Origin of the sequence: Chryseobacterium lathyri (genome assembly GCF_019970085.1) — a bacterium.
Taxonomy (GTDB): Bacteria; Bacteroidota; Bacteroidia; order Flavobacteriales; family Weeksellaceae; genus Chryseobacterium; species Chryseobacterium lathyri.
The window spans coordinates 1-16,391 of record NZ_JAHXYG010000002.1 but is presented as its reverse complement, the minus strand read 5'-3'; the positions used below and the strand labels follow the sequence as shown (position 1 = coordinate 16,391).

The 16,391-nt window shown below is 33.8% G+C and carries 16 protein-coding genes and 1 pseudogene; 7 read left to right on the top strand and 10 right to left on the bottom strand.

Annotation, left to right across the window (positions count from 1 at the left end):
- Positions 1 to 156: 156 nt before the first annotated feature.
- The 3 genes from LC418_RS05395 to LC418_RS05385 all read left to right on the top strand — a co-directional run bounded on the left by LC418_RS05395 (position 157) and on the right by LC418_RS05385 (position 4,822).
- Positions 157 to 1,734 (top strand): Na+/H+ antiporter, encoded by a 1,578-nt coding sequence (locus LC418_RS05395; RefSeq protein ID WP_223558361.1) that lies wholly within the window; start codon positions 157 to 159, stop codon positions 1,732 to 1,734.
- A 643-nt stretch (positions 1,735 to 2,377) separates the two neighbouring features.
- Positions 2,378 to 3,304, top strand: coding sequence for a tyrosine-type recombinase/integrase (locus LC418_RS05390; protein WP_420837279.1), 927 nt, complete (start codon positions 2,378 to 2,380; stop codon positions 3,302 to 3,304).
- A gap of 210 nt (positions 3,305 to 3,514) precedes the next feature.
- Positions 3,515 to 4,822 carry a hypothetical protein gene (locus LC418_RS05385; RefSeq protein WP_223558359.1) on the top strand — a complete coding sequence of 436 codons (1,308 nt, stop codon included), beginning with the start codon at positions 3,515 to 3,517 and terminating at the stop codon, positions 4,820 to 4,822.
- A gap of 297 nt (positions 4,823 to 5,119) precedes the next feature.
- Here LC418_RS05385 and LC418_RS05380 read toward each other — a convergent pair whose 3' ends face one another.
- The 9 genes from LC418_RS05380 to LC418_RS05340 all read right to left on the bottom strand — a co-directional run bounded on the left by LC418_RS05380 (position 5,120) and on the right by LC418_RS05340 (position 12,140).
- Positions 5,120 to 5,449 (bottom strand): helix-turn-helix domain-containing protein, encoded by a 330-nt coding sequence (locus LC418_RS05380; protein ID WP_223558358.1) that lies wholly within the window; start codon positions 5,447 to 5,449, stop codon positions 5,120 to 5,122.
- A gap of 94 nt (positions 5,450 to 5,543) precedes the next feature.
- The gene (locus tag LC418_RS05375) at positions 5,544 to 5,969 is read right to left on the bottom strand and encodes a transposase (protein ID WP_223558357.1); all 426 of its coding nucleotides are present in this window, start codon (positions 5,967 to 5,969) and stop codon (positions 5,544 to 5,546) included.
- Between the two features lie 303 nt (positions 5,970 to 6,272).
- Positions 6,273 to 6,956: a hypothetical protein gene (locus LC418_RS05370; protein WP_223558356.1), complete on the bottom strand. Its 684-nt coding sequence runs from the start codon at positions 6,954 to 6,956 to the stop codon at positions 6,273 to 6,275.
- Between the two features lie 13 nt (positions 6,957 to 6,969).
- Positions 6,970 to 8,835 carry an autotransporter outer membrane beta-barrel domain-containing protein gene (locus LC418_RS05365; RefSeq protein WP_223558355.1) on the bottom strand — a complete coding sequence of 622 codons (1,866 nt, stop codon included), beginning with the start codon at positions 8,833 to 8,835 and terminating at the stop codon, positions 6,970 to 6,972.
- A gap of 80 nt (positions 8,836 to 8,915) precedes the next feature.
- Positions 8,916 to 9,518, bottom strand: coding sequence for a hypothetical protein (locus LC418_RS05360; protein WP_223558354.1), 603 nt, complete (start codon positions 9,516 to 9,518; stop codon positions 8,916 to 8,918).
- A 145-nt stretch (positions 9,519 to 9,663) separates the two neighbouring features.
- On the bottom strand, positions 9,664 to 10,134 hold the full coding sequence (locus LC418_RS05355) for a helix-turn-helix transcriptional regulator (RefSeq protein WP_223558353.1): 471 nt from the start codon (positions 10,132 to 10,134) through the stop codon (positions 9,664 to 9,666).
- 538 nt (positions 10,135 to 10,672) lie between these two features.
- A complete protein-coding gene (locus LC418_RS05350; protein ID WP_223558352.1) occupies positions 10,673 to 11,128 on the bottom strand; it encodes a hypothetical protein in 456 nt (151 codons plus the stop codon).
- A gap of 448 nt (positions 11,129 to 11,576) precedes the next feature.
- Positions 11,577 to 11,807, bottom strand: a complete 231-nt coding sequence (locus LC418_RS05345) for a hypothetical protein (protein WP_223558351.1) — start codon at positions 11,805 to 11,807, stop codon at positions 11,577 to 11,579.
- 21 nt (positions 11,808 to 11,828) lie between these two features.
- Positions 11,829 to 12,140, bottom strand: coding sequence for a hypothetical protein (locus tag LC418_RS05340; RefSeq protein ID WP_223558350.1), 312 nt, complete (start codon positions 12,138 to 12,140; stop codon positions 11,829 to 11,831).
- Positions 12,141 to 12,388: 248 nt separating this feature from the next.
- Between LC418_RS05340 and LC418_RS05335 the strand changes: the two genes are divergently transcribed.
- From LC418_RS05335 to LC418_RS05325, 3 genes are all read left to right on the top strand, one after another.
- Positions 12,389 to 12,670, top strand: coding sequence for a helix-turn-helix domain-containing protein (locus LC418_RS05335; protein ID WP_223558349.1), 282 nt, complete (start codon positions 12,389 to 12,391; stop codon positions 12,668 to 12,670).
- A gap of 35 nt (positions 12,671 to 12,705) precedes the next feature.
- Complete coding sequence (locus tag LC418_RS05330; protein ID WP_223558348.1) at positions 12,706 to 13,677, top strand: hypothetical protein; 972 nt, start codon at positions 12,706 to 12,708, stop codon at positions 13,675 to 13,677.
- 343 nt (positions 13,678 to 14,020) lie between these two features.
- Positions 14,021 to 14,746, top strand: a complete 726-nt coding sequence (locus LC418_RS05325) for a hypothetical protein (RefSeq protein ID WP_223558347.1) — start codon at positions 14,021 to 14,023, stop codon at positions 14,744 to 14,746.
- Positions 14,747 to 15,171: 425 nt separating this feature from the next.
- Here LC418_RS05325 and LC418_RS05320 read toward each other — a convergent pair whose 3' ends face one another.
- Positions 15,172 to 15,426 carry a helix-turn-helix domain-containing protein gene (locus tag LC418_RS05320; RefSeq protein ID WP_111959044.1) on the bottom strand — a complete coding sequence of 85 codons (255 nt, stop codon included), beginning with the start codon at positions 15,424 to 15,426 and terminating at the stop codon, positions 15,172 to 15,174.
- Positions 15,427 to 15,784: 358 nt separating this feature from the next.
- On the opposite strand from LC418_RS05320, the pseudogene LC418_RS05315 reads away from it, so the two are divergent.
- Positions 15,785 to 16,391 (top strand): annotated as a pseudogene (locus LC418_RS05315) (T9SS type A sorting domain-containing protein); the annotation flags it as partial.

Sequence of the window (16,391 nt, the reverse complement as noted above, 5' to 3'; positions counted from 1 at the left end):
ATAACTCATGAGAAGAGCCCATGTAAATGATAGATAGAAACAGTCTAAATTTAATCGGTACCATTTCTATATCTCCAACATTTAGAGTGTGTTTAAATTTTAAGCAGGTTCTAAATGTTTTTAAAAATTTGATATATATTTATCTAAAATTTATACATGTTAGAAAATTTCGAATTCTATCTTTTTTTGGTTCTGCTCATCACCATGCTTATTATGCTGGCGAAAAAAATTAAGGTCGCCTATCCTGTCTTGCTTGTGTTGGCGGGGCTTTTAATAAGCTTTATTCCGGGCGTACCACCCATAAAAATAGAACCGGAATTAATATTTATCATTTTTTTACCGCCTTTATTGTATGAAGCAGCCTGGTCAACTTCATGGAAAGAACTTTGGCGGTGGCGGAGAATTATTTTCAGTTTTGCTTTTGTCGTTGTATTTTTCACCGCGTTATCGGTTGCCGTCTTCGCTAATTATTTTATCCCGGGATTTTCTTTAGCTCTAGGCTTTTTATTGGGCGGAATTGTTTCTCCACCCGATGCAGTAAGTGCCGGTGCGATTTTAAAGTTTGTAAAAGTACCCAAAAGACTAGCTTCCATTCTAGAGGGCGAAAGTTTGCTGAATGATGCTTCTTCTTTAATCATTTTCCGGTTTGCCATGATTGCTGCTGCAACCGGACAATTTGTATGGCATGAGGCAGCAGGAAGTTTTGTATGGATGTGTATTGGCGGTGTAGGAATAGGGCTTATCATCGCATATATTTTTCTGAAAATGCACAAGATTTTACCCACTGATTCAAACACTGATATTTTACTGACTTTTATTGCGCCCTTTTCGATGTATCTGGCAGCAGAGCAGCTTCACGCCTCCGGAGTTCTGGCGGTGGTAAGTGGCGGCTTATTCCTCTCTTACCGCAGTCACGATTTTTTGAGCAGTGCCTCCAGAATACGCACCGTAACAGTTTGGGAAAGTTTTTGTTTTTTGCTGAATGGAATTGTTTTCATGCTCATCGGCTTAGATCTGCCTGAGATTGTTTCCGGTTTAGGTGACACCGATATTTATACGGCAATCGGTTATGGAGTTGCTGTTACTGCAGTTCTGGTTATTGTAAGAATTTTTGCCGGCTATGCAGCAGTGGTTACGACCTTAATTATGAGAAATTTCATCACCGTTGCAGATGCACAATCTCCCGGCTGGAAAACGCCCATGATCATTGGCTGGACGGGAATGAGAGGCGTAGTATCTCTGGCCGCAGCACTTTCAATTCCCCTGACTTTAGATGACGGGACGCCTTTCCCACAAAGAAATCTGATTCTTTTCATCACATTTGTCGTGATTCTTTTAACATTGCTTGTTCAGGGGCTTACGCTTCCTTTTTTATTAAAAAAATTCCCACCTATAGACCGTGATTTTGTAAGAAGTGAAAAGGAAATCGATTACGAAATTCAGAACAGCCTTGCTCAAGTGGCCGTTGATAAAATCCGTAAGGACTATGCTCATAAAATAGAAAGCTTCCCGGCATTAAAGGATCAACTACAGAAATATGAAAAACAACTGAGCAGTTCAGAAATCATCATTAATTACAATGAATACCGGAATATTTATATTGACATTCTCGAAACTCAAAGAATCTGGCTCATTAATAAGAACCGCGAAGAACTTTTGTTGGATGAAGAAATCATCAGAAAACATCTTCGTTTACTTGATCTTCAGGAGGAAAGATTGAATATGAAAAGTTAGAATATAAATAAAAACCGCAATACTTTTATTAGAGTATTGCGGTTTTTTGTTGTGGTCCCACCTGAACCAAAACAACACAATACAGAGTAATTATTTTTTATAGTAAACATCATCAAACATACTATAAACACTACTATATATACATTATAAAAGCCTTGATCAGTATTGCATGTAATTTCATCAAATTGATTCTAATTTTAAAACGGTTGGGAAATGGTTGGGAATTTTTCCCAACCACCTATTTTTTTATTTATCTTTGTTATGTTCAAAATGCAAAATTATGGCAACCGTAAAATTCAGACTAAAGGCTAAGACTGATAATTCTCAAATTTTTTTACGCTTCAGTATCTCCCGGAATCAGGTTTTTGAAACCAGAACAGGCCTAACTGCTAACTTCAAAGATTGGAGTGTTGAAAAATCCCAGGTCAAACAAACAAAAGCTGAAAACAAAATTATTGCTATCCAATTAAATGACCTTTCAAACTTTATTCAGAAAGAACATAATTCCGATTTTAGCAAAGGGGTGATTTTCTCTACAAACTGGCTTAAAAAGAAAATTGACTTATTCTTTGGACGGAATTCCAATCCCGAAAACGACGATTTATTTTCGATTTATCTTAATAACTATATTGAATTACGGAAGATGGATAGCAATATTAAAAATGCTACCATCCAAAAATTCATTCAACTACAAACAAAAATTAAAGCTTTTGAAGTTAAAAGGAAGAGCGAATTTTTAATTACTGAATTTGATAAAAAATTAATGCTAGAGTTTAGAGTTTTTATGCTTACCGACTGTAAAGTGATGGAATCTACTGCAAACAGGACTTTAAGGTGTTTAAAAACCGTTTTATTGGATGCACAGAACAACGCTAAAAATATAAACCGGCTTATCAACAACTTTACTATTGAGAATGTTCCGTCAATAAAAGTATTTTTAAATTTTGATGAAATTGAAAAAATAAAAAATGCCAAAGTAATAGGAAAAGATTTAATTACGGCTAAACACTGGCTTATTATTGGATGCTATACAGGGCAAAGAGTTTCTGATCTTTTAAGAATGAATTCAGGAATGGTCTTCACTAAAATTGATAATGAAGGAAATAAGTTTCCTATTCTGGAACTTACACAAATAAAAACAGGCAATGAGGTTTCAATTCCCCTACATGATGAGGTTTTGAAAATATTAGAAATTTACAATGGAGACTTCCCTCCCACCTATGGGAATGCAACAGACAGTAATTTTGTTTTGTTTAACAGGCATATTAAAAAGGTTTGTGAAGTTGCTGAAATAAATAATATAGTCAAAGGGAAAGTTTTTAATGACGAATTGAAAAGAAATGAGATTAAAGAAACAGAAAAATATAAATTGGTATCTTCTCATATATGTCGTCGTTCTTTTGCAACTAATTTTTACGGGGACAAAAGATTTACAACCCCACAAATTATGTCCATAACAGGACATAAAACGGAAAGAATGTTTTTATCTTATATCGGAAAAACCTCATCAGATCATGCTTTGCAAACGGCAAAAACATTTAGAGAAATCGCACAACAAAAAATATCTTAATTCCATAACCAACAGAATTAATTACTGAAAATATAAAGGAAAAAAAAAATTAAACCTTTCGTCTTAAATATCGTTAACAGTGGCAATCATTAACAGAGCAAAGTTTTCACTTTATTTTTTGCGGGCTCCTAAAGCTGATTAGTAAGCAAAATATTATGCGACAACCTTTGTCGCATTTGCCTTTTAATTTAGCTTTCCAAATCACAGGTTATGGAAACGATAATTTATGAAAGTTTAAGAGATTTCAAAGAAAACTATTTTATAGACTTTTCAATTCAGAACGAATATAATATGCTACAGTATCTTTCTATGCTTAAAAGAAAGTATAACAGCTATATTGATAATTGCAGGGCCAAATATGATAAAAACGACACTACCACATTTAAAATTATTGATACCCTTGATGATCTTGAAGGTTATATGCCCTACCACAGCCATTATATCCTAAAAAATAACCTGCTGGATGATTTCAATCTTTCAGGATATAGAGAAGAGGATTTTATACAGTCCCCTGAACTTTTAGCAAGCTGCATTGAATTAAACAACTGCACTAAACAACAAAAACAAATATTACACGAAAAAATAAGTCTTTTCTTCTCATTAAAAAGAGCCGAAAATATAAGGGATACCGAGTTTTACGAAAAAACAGTTGGGCTTTATGATATTGCTACCTTTATTACCGAGCAGATCGAGATTGAAAAAAATATTTTACTGAGGTTCCGGGATATGCCTAAAACAGAAGACACCGAAAAAAGTAATATCAATGTAGATATTTGGGATTTCTTTCATCACATCAGGTATAATGATGTTGGGTATTTTGAAAGAAGCAAAGCATTAAAAGATATTACAGAAAACTACCACCTTGATTTATTAAAATCATTATTGAAAGACCTGGAATTCTATCTCTTTATTGAAACGGATGAAAAGCAGGCCGAATTTACACGCGAGGATATAGAACAGGCCATAAAAGAGCGTGAAGCCAAAAACCTTACTATACCATACACAAAAAAGATACCTCAGCATCTTTTAACAGAAAGGCAAAAAGAAATATACAAAGCCCCTGAAAAGATCTGCGGAGATAAAGAATATTTGCAGGTAGATATTGAAAGTTTATTGTTTCCTTATGAATTCTTTTCCCTCTATGAGTTTCAACGAATGATTATAAGAAAGATCAAAGAAATTTCCCCGGCTGAAAATATGGAAGTTTTAGAAAACGATATTGATATTTCAGAAATTAAAACAAGCAAAACAAAAAATATAGCTTTGCTGCATCATACTGGAATATTGGATTTCCTGCGGTCTCAATATCCTAAGATTACAGATAACCAGCTGGCAAAATTCTTTGAACTCTTAACCAAAGAACCTATTACAGCACGGAATCAAAGCAGCCAGTTTACAAAAGATAAAAACTCACTAAAATACCCTATCAGAAATATTCAGGATAAAGAAGAACTGGACCTCATCCTCACCCGTTTCGGAATGAAAGCCGTTATCTTACAACTATGTTCGGAAAAATGAATGGCTGGGCTTTCTAACCAGAAAGAAATACAGTTTTGTGCTTTCAACATAATGTTACAAGGTGAAAATGCTGTACACCATATCTATCATAAGATTAAAGATGAACCATATTTAAAGGTTGAAGGCACTACTAAAAATGCGGAATATTCTGATGATTGAAATAAGCGTAAACCCGTTTATTATATATTGGAAACCAATAAGAAGCATATTCTAAATTTAAAATCATTTCAAAACCAAGTAAATCCATTATGAATGATCATTAAAATGTGTCTGGAACAGAAACATTACCTTCATACATTATACTAAAAACGTTTTCTTCCATTTAGCAACCGTATTCCTGCTTAATTTAAAATGCATCGCCAGTTTGGTATTGTTTAATCGGTTCTTTTTCTGAAAATCCAAAATTTTAAGAATATCAGATTTGCTGTAGGAACGTTGTTTCTGGTTGAATGTCAAATTCTGTTCGTTAGTTCCGAATATCATTTTGTTGATCTCAATTATCTCCATAACAGAGAATTTTTCTTTGTTTAAAATAGAAACATACTCATCGTTTTTATCCGGAAACTTTTGTTCTATAATATCTATAAATATCTGTTTATAATCTGGTGTATTGAGTTTATTTTCCATACTATAACTTGTTAAAAAAAATCGTCTGAGCATGTTTTATAAAAGATTCATCTTTAAAAAAGAATCAGGTTGTTGATAAAATTATAACCAGATGTTAATATTTACTGATCCACTTATAAAGCGTTGTTTTTGGTATCTTATATTTTTCTATTATTTGTGCCCGGGTCATTTTTCCTGTACTAATTTGCTCTAAAATGAAATCTATGATCTCTTTGGTATAGATATTTTTGCGGAAACGATGTAGATTGTTTGATTTGCTCTTCTGGCTCTCAGACTGATTGTTACGAGCCGGAGGTGAATAAAGAATCAAATGCTGACTGTACAGCCGGAAAAAATCATATTCCAATAATTTACTCCATCTCAGCAGAACATCTGTAGGGAGGCTTTCCTGTCGACACATTTCTATCACTTCGTTTTCAGAACATTTGAAAAAATTACAAATAAGGGACATTTCTATTTCCTGATGTTCAATAGCTTGTTTGATCAAGCTTCCTAGATGAATATTCTTATAATTGTCCATTAATATTTCTTCTTTTTCATCATAGAGTTTTAAATAAAAGGAACTCCATTATTTTTAAGTTAACAGAGCATTTTTACCAAACCCCATTATTTATTTTTATGTCATTCTATACAAAACTGGTCTTGGATCAGATTTGTTATTGGCTATATCCTTTCAAAATAAATGTCAGGCGATGAATTGCAATTATTCGGTTATCAGGAATAGAATAAAAGTTACAGAAATGCAGAAATAGATTAATTAAAGTCTCCGCGCTCTGTAACAAAGGGCTGGTCAGGCTTCCGGCTTTATCAATAAAATCATCCTTTATGGTAAACTATCCAGGTAATTCTGGTCTATAACTCCGGTTGGTGGTAATTCTGCTCCGGCTCTCCATAAGTGCCACTGCCCGGCACCGTTGATGCTCTTATTCCCTCCGTTAAAAACCCATAAAAGCTTTTTACTGGGTTTTGTGGTCGGAAAAACTACATTATCGGTTTCTGCAAAACCTATTGTTCCTATATATGGAGATTTTATAGCTTTATGAGGGGGATTAGTTCTTGTACCAATCGAAGGCATAACCAGTGTTTTCTTGTCATTCTCCAAAACAAGAATTCCTTTTTGGCTGGTTGTTTGTGCCCCGATGATGACTCCTGCATTTTGTGTGGATTCTGCTGCGGTATTGGCGGTAGGCAAAGTAACTGCTGCCGGTAATGTTGGAGTAAGCGGTAAAAGCCCTGTGCTGTTTTGTGTGGTTGGTAACATATAAACTTTTATCTGTTTATCCGCACGGCTGACGTAAAGTGTTCCCGGAACTCTCACTACATTGTTGGATGATGCGGTTTCCGTTGCAGAATTGATGATAGGAAGTACAATTCCCATATTTTCTGAGGAAAAGGACAAGATGGCATTGCTGTTTGCCGGTACTGAGCCCGCATTATCACCGATGATGACCTGGGATTTTACTGAAAGACTCGCAGTAACCAATATTGATGCTATTATTTTTTTCATAACTATTAAGTTTTTAAGGGGTTCCCAATTGTGCTTTTATACTTTCCAGGACGTCATAGATAGACTTGTCACAGCCTTTAGCAAGACAGTCCCATTTATCACCATCAAAGAGCATCAGACATTTTCTTTCAGTGTCATAAGCCACAGCACCTTTTAATGATGCATCTGTTCCCAGTGTTTTAGCAGGGTTCTTTACTCTGGTGACTACCAATGGTTTTGTATTTGAATCTAAGACCATGATGCCATTATTAATATCATTGCCATCCATATCTTTTTGAGGCCAGCTTTTTGATTGGGATTTGAAAGTGGATATGCCTATTTTTGAGATTTTTGCCGTAGCGGCATCACTGTCGTCTATTTTGAAACAGCCCACACTTCCTGTATAACAATCGATTGTAAAATCGCCTGCATTAACATCTGCGATGTCTGCTTTGGTTGTACCGAAAGTATTTCCTGTACCTGCGACTATTTTCAGTTGCAGATTGTTTCCGGTATAGGCTACTGCATTGGGCAGTTGAAATTTATTATTGTCAATAACTCCTGTTATATTAGAAGCATTAGTAGCCCTTATCTCCGCGTAAATATCCTGATCTCCGCCACTGTTACGGTTACCATAAAATACATTATTGGAAATATTTCCTATATTATTTCCGCGGGTTTGGATAGTTGCCTGACGGTTTGTGCCTGTACCTGCAAGGGCTGAATTATAAGCAAATATATTCCCGGTAATGTCAACCGCTCCCGTTGCTGTCGTACTCGCTGTTGCTGCTGCAAGGGAAATTGCGCTACCCCCATTAGTTGATGTATTGACCTTATTCTCAAAAAAGAAATTATTCTTGATATAATTGGTGGTGATCATACTTCCAACATCAATGGCACCTTCAATGGCTATAGCTCCCCCGGCACCTACAGTTGTATTACTGGTGTAGTTTTGTATAAAATAATTGCTATCGATTTGGAATCCTCTTGATGCTGTCAGGAATATTGCTCCACCATAATTCGTTCCTCTTACACCGAGGAAAACATTGTTTTTAGCAACAAGATTTCCGGCTGTTGTAAAATAAACTCCTCCGGTTGTAGAGTTGGCCGTTCCGCATGAAAATATATTCCCGATAATATAAAAGCGTGCCTGGCTTGTAGCTGTATTCCCGGCAGTTGTCGCATAAAATCCTGTTCCATCGGTTGAGTTACCTTCTCCAATTAAATTATTGCTGAAGAGAACTTTAATATTTCCATTAACTACAGAATAAGCAATAACACCTGTGCTTCCCATTGTATTACGGTAAAATTTGTTGTTGTGTATCCATTGGGTAACCGGCGTAGTTGTAGAAGTGAATGTATCGGTTCTTATAAAACCGGCAGTCGCTGTTGCATCGTAAATCGTACAGTCTTCAATTTTCAGCTGATAATTTCCATTTACACCAGCGGAGAAAAAATTACCGGCACTTCCGGCTCCTGTGTTAGTATAATAAATTCCTTTTATAGTCAATTTATTTACATTAAAAGTGGCAGATGTGGTTCCAATGGCAAATAGTCCGTCATTAGCAGGTTTGATAACTCTGGAAATATACATTTCCGGGTTGTATCCTGTGAGGTCTGTTCCTGTGGCATCAGCTGGAAACCCACCTTGAAAAAGAACATCATTCCCTGTATAGGAATAAGTGGTTGTTCCTAAATTATAATCACCTTCCGCAACATAAATATGAACATTATTCAGTATTTGACCAAGAACAGGTATGGCTCCCAAAGGGTTATCCCAGGAAGTACCACTGCCGGTTCCTCCTGATTTTACATAATAGTTGGTCTGTGAAAATACAGAAACGGGTAAAAAAGTAAGCAGGCAAAGCATAGTAAGCTTACCGTATAAAGTTTTATGCATAAGTTTGTGTTTAAATTTGATTGTGTTTTTGCATCACCCGATTCAGCAGCTATCAGCAGCTACATAGGGTAAATAACATTTTAAGTATGTTTATTTAATGGCGGCCCGCGCTCAGGATGCACCTGCCAGTAATTTTCTGTCGAGTGATAAAATACATAAGTTATTTTCTTTTCTTTTGAAAAAAAGTATGCTATTATATTTCGAAGCGGACCGCCTGTATAGATATTTTTATAAACATAAACACCTGGGATGCTAAATGAACATCGCTTAGAGATACTGACCATAAATAAGCCGGGCTCTTCCGGAATGATATGGAGTGTAAAGCGAGGACTATTTTGTTTAGAAACTATTTTTTCTTTCTTCTTTTCCTTTTTCTTTGGATTCCGGGCTATCGATCTTTCCTTTTTCGTGATCCGGGCTGAGCGAATATGTTTTTTCTCTCCGCTAAACCCACCTATGATGTTAGTCTCGCCCACAACAAATACTTTACCAGACTTAATTACTTCTTCTCCAGTGTAGAATCGAGTATGCTCGCCAATATTTAATTGTACATTATCTGAAATATAAACCTGTGAAGTAAAGGAAACCGGGCAGAAATAGCAGATAAGCCCGAACAGTGTTACTACACTGTCCGTAAAAAGAAAAATAATTTTCTTGACTCTGCCGCACCCTTTTCTCATCATTTGCTTTTTAGATCCTCAGACTGAACTTGTGGTATCAGTTTTAAGTATGCAAAAAAACATAAAATCAAAAAAAAAAGCAGAAAACTTTGACCTCGAAAACACTCGCGGGGAAAATTGGGGGTTTCAAAACAATGCCAATAATAAGCTATAGTACTATAAACCAAGCTTTTGAATCCTCATCAGTATTGATATTCAATTTCTTTCTTAGCCTGTATATTTTTCCTTCTACAGACTTGATTGAAGAATTGGTATAGATTGCAATTTGTTTAGCTGTAAAACCCAACTTGAGCATAGCGCACATTTTAAGGTCGGAACCTGTGAGAGGATTTTCGCTGATCTTTTGAACTTTATCAAAAAGGCCGGGAAAAAATACTTCAAATTTTTCAAGAAAGACAGTATCGTTCAATTGGATCGAGTCCACAAGATCTTTTAACGTTTCTTCAGAAAATACATCCTTATTTAATAATCTCTTCAACCGGACAACTTCATGATTCAAATTATCGATCTGCATATTCTTATGCACATCCCTGTTTAAAATAAAATAATAGGTTTTTATTTTCCTGTAAAAAAAGAATGAATTAAGGGCCAGGCTTAGCAAAAGAAAGCTGATATTCATCAACAACAATGCATGTCTAAAATTGATGTACTTACTGCCATTATTCACCAATTTAAAACCAGTACTTGCCGATACGTATAGCTGTAAAAGAATAAAGAACAGTATGAATAAAATAAAGAATCTATGCTTTTTCCACGAAAAAAAAATTTGTAATGCAGGGATTAAGGAGAAATAAAAAAGAAATACTCCGCTTTCAGCTCCACATAAAGAAGAATAATAAGTGATCATAGAGGTTAGGAGCATAAAGAAAAAGGAAATAAAATATTTATTCAGCCTAATATTTACGGGAATAAAGAGGCAAAGAAAAAATACGCACGAAATAGCAAAAAGCAGAATATTGGTTGGCAGATCTCTTATAAAGATCAGACTGTAGATGTCGTGCAATAGAAATATAAGGCATAATAGAAAAAGGTATTGATTCAAAATAATAATAGAATCATTATCGGCTGTGCTCGAGGTATTTTTATCAGTCCCTAAATAAGAAACAGTATTAGATATGAAGTAAATCAAATTTTTCATCCCAAAGTACTTTTAAAGTTTAATAGCAAAGCTTTGTGGATAAATAGCCGTTATCATATCTAACTTCTGCTTTTTGCGATTTATATTTTCCAATTGTTTTTTGTTCCGGTAAGATTTTCCAATTCAATTGTTCATCAATCGGGAGAAGATAATTTGCTCTTAAATAAGTAATAATTTTTCCTATTTTTTTATTAGTGATATCTTTTTTAATATAAAATTGATTTTCAACCCCCATTATATAGCCTCCATTTTTATTAATGAGCTTCAGGGAGTCAGCATCTCTGGACATGGAGTCTCTAAAAAATAGAAGTATTATTCTCAAATCCAAAATCATATTTTCAGTATTTATATCTTCAGGTTTTTCTTTACTTGTTCTATATTTAGCTTCATAAATAAAACTAAACTTCTGTGAAAAAAAGAAGTTGACAGAAGTGAAAAAAATTAAAATAAATTTCAATTTGTGTGTTATTTTCATAAAATCTATCGTTTTAAAAACCTAAATGTATCTAAACATTTTCTAAAAACCAAAGTACGATGAGAGATAAGATGCTACAAATAAAATACATCAAAATATAATATGAGAATTTCTTTTTCTTCTTGACCAAAACATTGATAACAAAGAGGACGAGGGTAAGAAAAAAACCAGCAACGATGGCACACATCACTAAAATATAATAGATATCTCTTTCATTAAATATACTGATATCTGACATAATTTAAATTTTGTGTGAATTAAATTCTGTGTTGTAGGTTTTATAGAGGTCGTGAAGTTAACTTATATTTTCCATCAATCACATCGAAAACAATTAATAGTGTTCATATTTTTGGTAACTGTATTTATTTAATTGTTTTTTGAGATTTTAAATAGACGTTTAGGTTTTTGTAAAATGCTAATAATAAAATTATGTCTACTCATAAATTAATTATTTCCTAATTTGTAAAATTGCTTTTTCCAATTTGTCTAATTTGTCTGAAATATTGCTATTTTTTATATAAAAGTCTTCTAAATCTGAATCTGGTGATGTTGTCATTCTATATTGTTCCATAGAAATTGTTTTCTGCTTTTTCACCAATCTTCCGTTTTCAGTTTGCGAAAATGAATATTCAACTGTATAGTCTTTTGGCCTTTCACCATTTAAATTTTGAGCAAACATATCAGCAGTATCAGATACATTTTATTGTATTCTTTCTTTTTTGTCAATAAAATTTAGATTTCCATTTTTTATTATTTCATTTTTAATCACTTTCAATTCCGGAGTAATAGTGAAATTCACTTTATAAGCTCTACTACCGCCAGTATTCTCAATTACGAGCAATACCTTTCTGCTAATTGTTTTTAAATCAAAATTAATTTCAATATCAGCTTCGTACTCGTCTTCCTGTTTCCAGGAAATACGTTGAGAATTAAAATTTGCAATAATTGCTGCAATTACCGCTAATGCAGCTGCTGTAACTTCCCAATTAGAATTCTTAATAGAGTGTATCAAATATACTGTAATTTGATTTTATGTACAACGAAATGTACCGAAAAGAGAATAAAAAAAGACTCATTATGTAATTTTCAAAGAAGGTACAGCAAACCGACCGTTAAAAAAAGTATTTTAACTCCAGTAAGCATACTAATTATCTCATTACTGTACTAACACTATTCAAATAAAACATAGTTCGGAAAAATAATTTTGTTCCGAATTTTTTCCGAATCCACCTTTGTTGCATAATATTTAAAGCAGTTATTATGACAACGATTCAATTTATTGGAACTACACCAGATGACTTGATCAGGGAGATTAAAAAAGAAATTATCCCGGAACTAAAAGAGCAGCTCAAAGAGCAGTTTCAACCCAAAGAGCCTACCAGCTACCTTACCCGCAATGAAGTATGTGAAATGCTTCATATTGATTTATCGACCCTTCACCGATGGAGAAAGGAAGGAACCCTGATTGCCTATGGGCTGGGAAACCGAATCTACTTCAAGAGAAACGAAATTGATGAGTTCATTAACCGTAACAGGCTGTAATTAAATCCTGTTAGCCCTTATCATTTCAAAGTATCATGTTGGATTTCCTTAAATTCAGAACACTTTGCCAGAAGATCATAAACCGTCTTCTATGTAATGCAGATTTTGAAAGGATAAGCAGCCGGGGAAATTATACCATCACCTACCAGCATAAAAAGTACCACATCAAACTTGAATGCCGTAAGGGTAAAAACATGGCTGAAAATGAATTTATTTTTGTAGACCTGTTTATTACCCCGCATTATTATTTTAATGGGAATAAGCATAACGGGAATGATTTCACTCCCGGAAACTGTCAACAGGTTTTACAAGAAATATTTTCTATTCTGAAAATTGAGCCTTCAGAATTTATAGAGATGCAACTAATTAATTTGGAATACGGTGTTAATATTATCCCGGAAATGAATATGAAAAACCTCATCGAAGGAATCATATACTACAAGAAAACACCTTTTATTTTTGGCAGCAGTATCAGGACCTATAAGATAACCAATGCCACTCCTTATAAACAGATTAAAGCCTATGATAAGGGTATCCAGTTTGTAAACTATCCACAGTATGGTATACAAAGAAATACATTTCGTTTTGAGGTCAGAAGCAAGCAGAGAAAGAATATCCGTAAGCTGGGAATCTACTCACTCTGTGACTTATTCTGTGATGAAGTTTACAAGAAGCTGGGAGAAAGTTTATTAAGTGAGTGGGAAAATGTCCTTATCATCAATGTAGAGCCAGATTCAACAGGGTTAAAATCTTCTGAGGTAAAATATATAACCGAAGCAGGTACAATTGAATATTGGATAACAAAATTGCAAAATCCTTATCGAAACTGCTATGCAAGAGAAGTCAAAAAATACTATCATAAATCACAAAATAAAAACAATCTGCATCATCAATTAAAGGTGCTGATTTTAGACAAAATTTTTGATTTGCTAAGTGGTGCAAATTCCACACAGGGAATATCGGTGAAATCTGCTTTTTCCAAAAATAAAAAAACTCTCTCAGGCTGATAAATTTGGAATATGCACCTTTTCTTAAAATAACTCTAATAAAAAAGAAGGTATAAATAATAATATAATTCATAAAAAGAAAGAAAAAAGAGATTCAAAAAATTACAGAATTGAGATTATGATATTTTTAATAATAGCTCAGTTTTGTTTAAAAAATATTAATCACGCATCTTTTGATTGTTAGGAAAAAGGTAAGGTTTTAAACGTGAAAAATTATCAAAGAATATGCTATTCAGAGCCTAACAAAACCTGACATTGAAAAAAGCAAAAAGCAAACGTAAAGCAACTCTAATATTCTTTGGGTTAACTTGGATCACTGATTAAAATTTAAAATTACCATACAATGAAAACAAATAAAAAAGCAATTGCAGGAATCAATAAAGGTTTACCCAAGTTGACAGAATCTGAAAATAAAATAAATTCTCTGCTGTCTTTAGAAAAGATAACTAGGGAAGATCTAAAAATACTAAATGCCAAAGAAAGAGAAGATCTCACCCTTATTCTTACCCGGCAGTTCAATACATTAACCGGGGAAGATAAAGATAAATTCTGTACTCAGGTTGAGGAAATCATGGATCAGGGTACAAGGAATGAAATTTGGGAACATAATCATATCAATATCATGTGGGCTATTACGTCCCATATCAAAGAGAATGGCAGGATGCCTACAAAAACTGAAATAGCCAGTAAAACGGAACTCAGCAGACAAACGATTCATAAGCATTTAGCGAATTATAAAAACAGCCCCTACTATGCAGAATTTCAACAGCAGTTCCATATCATGCAGTCCAAAGTAATGACAACAGTTTTCCAGTATGCTATTAACGGCGATATGAAGGCTGCTAAATTATATTTGGAATGTATTGGAACTTTGAAAAATACTTCATTTGGAAATAACCCAAATCATATAAATAATAACACTCTGATCCAAAACCAGAATAACTATATACAGATTAACGGAAAAGTACTAAGCCAGGAAACTGTTAAGAACCTCAACCCCGATCAACTTAACACAATTGAAGGGATCTTAAAAACAATTGAAGGGAAAGATATTGAAAAGAAAAATTGATTTGTAGAACAAAACAAAGATTTTCCGACGGACAAATTTAAATCGACTTTTAAATTTCAAAATATGTTGTAAAAGAGTATAGGGCGGGATCTTTTTTACAGTTCCTAAACAGTACATTATTTTTCACCTTTTATATAATATACTTAAACTCTTACTCAGTCACCCATTATAATATATAATGCTATTTAGATACAAACCTTACATACCTTCCCAAACAAGCCTTCTTGTATAAATAAAATGCAATTGTATTTATTTGAAATTTAAGATAGTTTTATTGAATGCTTTTAGATTACAAAAAAGAATAGTCCTGAACTGGTATTGCTCCTTTGACAAAAAATATTTTTATAGATTATACCAGATAGTAATAAGATTTTTACTAAAATTAAACTTCCTTAGTAATTTAGGCCTCACTTATCATTTCCCGCCTAAAGTTTTATTTCTTCCACCAAATCAGCCAATGAAATGTCTAGGGCAGAAGCTATAAGAGCAATTGTGAAAACATTTGAGGTTACTTTCCCTTTTTCTATTTTATAGAGATATTGTCTGTCTTTCCCTATCAATTCAGCTAGTTCAGTCTGAGAAAGTTTCTTTTTTTCACGGAACTTTCTAATCTGATTGCCGACATCAACAGGAATTCTGGCTTTTAATTCAGTAATTTTATTTTCGTCTATTATTTTCACTTATACAAAGTGAAATATAAAATACTGCATTTTTGTAACCTTATATTACTGCAATTTATATATTTGTAGAAAATAATATTACTTATGGTAATCCACAATAATTATTTGGGACTCCTTTTTATTTTTGTCATTGAAAATTAAATTAATTATGCATTTATGTAATACGACACACTTTGTCGTCTCATGATTATATCTTTGTTACAGTAAGAAAAATAGAATAATAACATTTAAACCACACTTATGATGAGATATTATTTATCCGGTTAAATAACCTACCGTAAATCACTAATTAAAATATACGGTTTTCCCCATACTGAGATTAAAATATAATTTTAAATTTGCGCATAAAATAACAAATATGAAAAAACTCTACATGAGTGCATTTACGATGTGCACAATCCTGGGTCTGGCGGCTCAGGAGGTTGTCTGGCAAAAAGACATCAAATCCTCTACGCAGGATTTTCTAAGCCAGGTGACTACAACAATAGATCAGCAGTATCTGATCACGGGAAGCTCAATTCAATCAAAGGCTGAGTCCCCTGCAACCTCTAATCTGCAATCTGCAACCTCGAAGCAGAATAACGGCTACGATTTCCATCTGGTAAAGTTAAACCAGCAAGGAGAAGAAGTTTGGGAAAAATACTTCTCCGGAAACAATCACGACTATCTTTCAGCAACCGTTGCTACACAAGATGGTGGATTTTTGATTTCTGGTACCTCATATTCAGGGAAAGGCCTTGATAAAAAAGAAGATTCCAAAGGTGGATCAGACATTTGGCTGATCCGACTTAATGAATTTGGAGATGAACTCTGGCAGAAAACTTTAGGAACTTCTTCTGATGAAGAAGCCAGATCAGTCATTCAGACCACGGATTTAGGATTCTTTGTTGCAGGGAATGTTCAAAACTCAGCTAAAGGCTATGGCTCCAAAGATGTTTTGATTGTAAAACTCGATAAAGATGGAA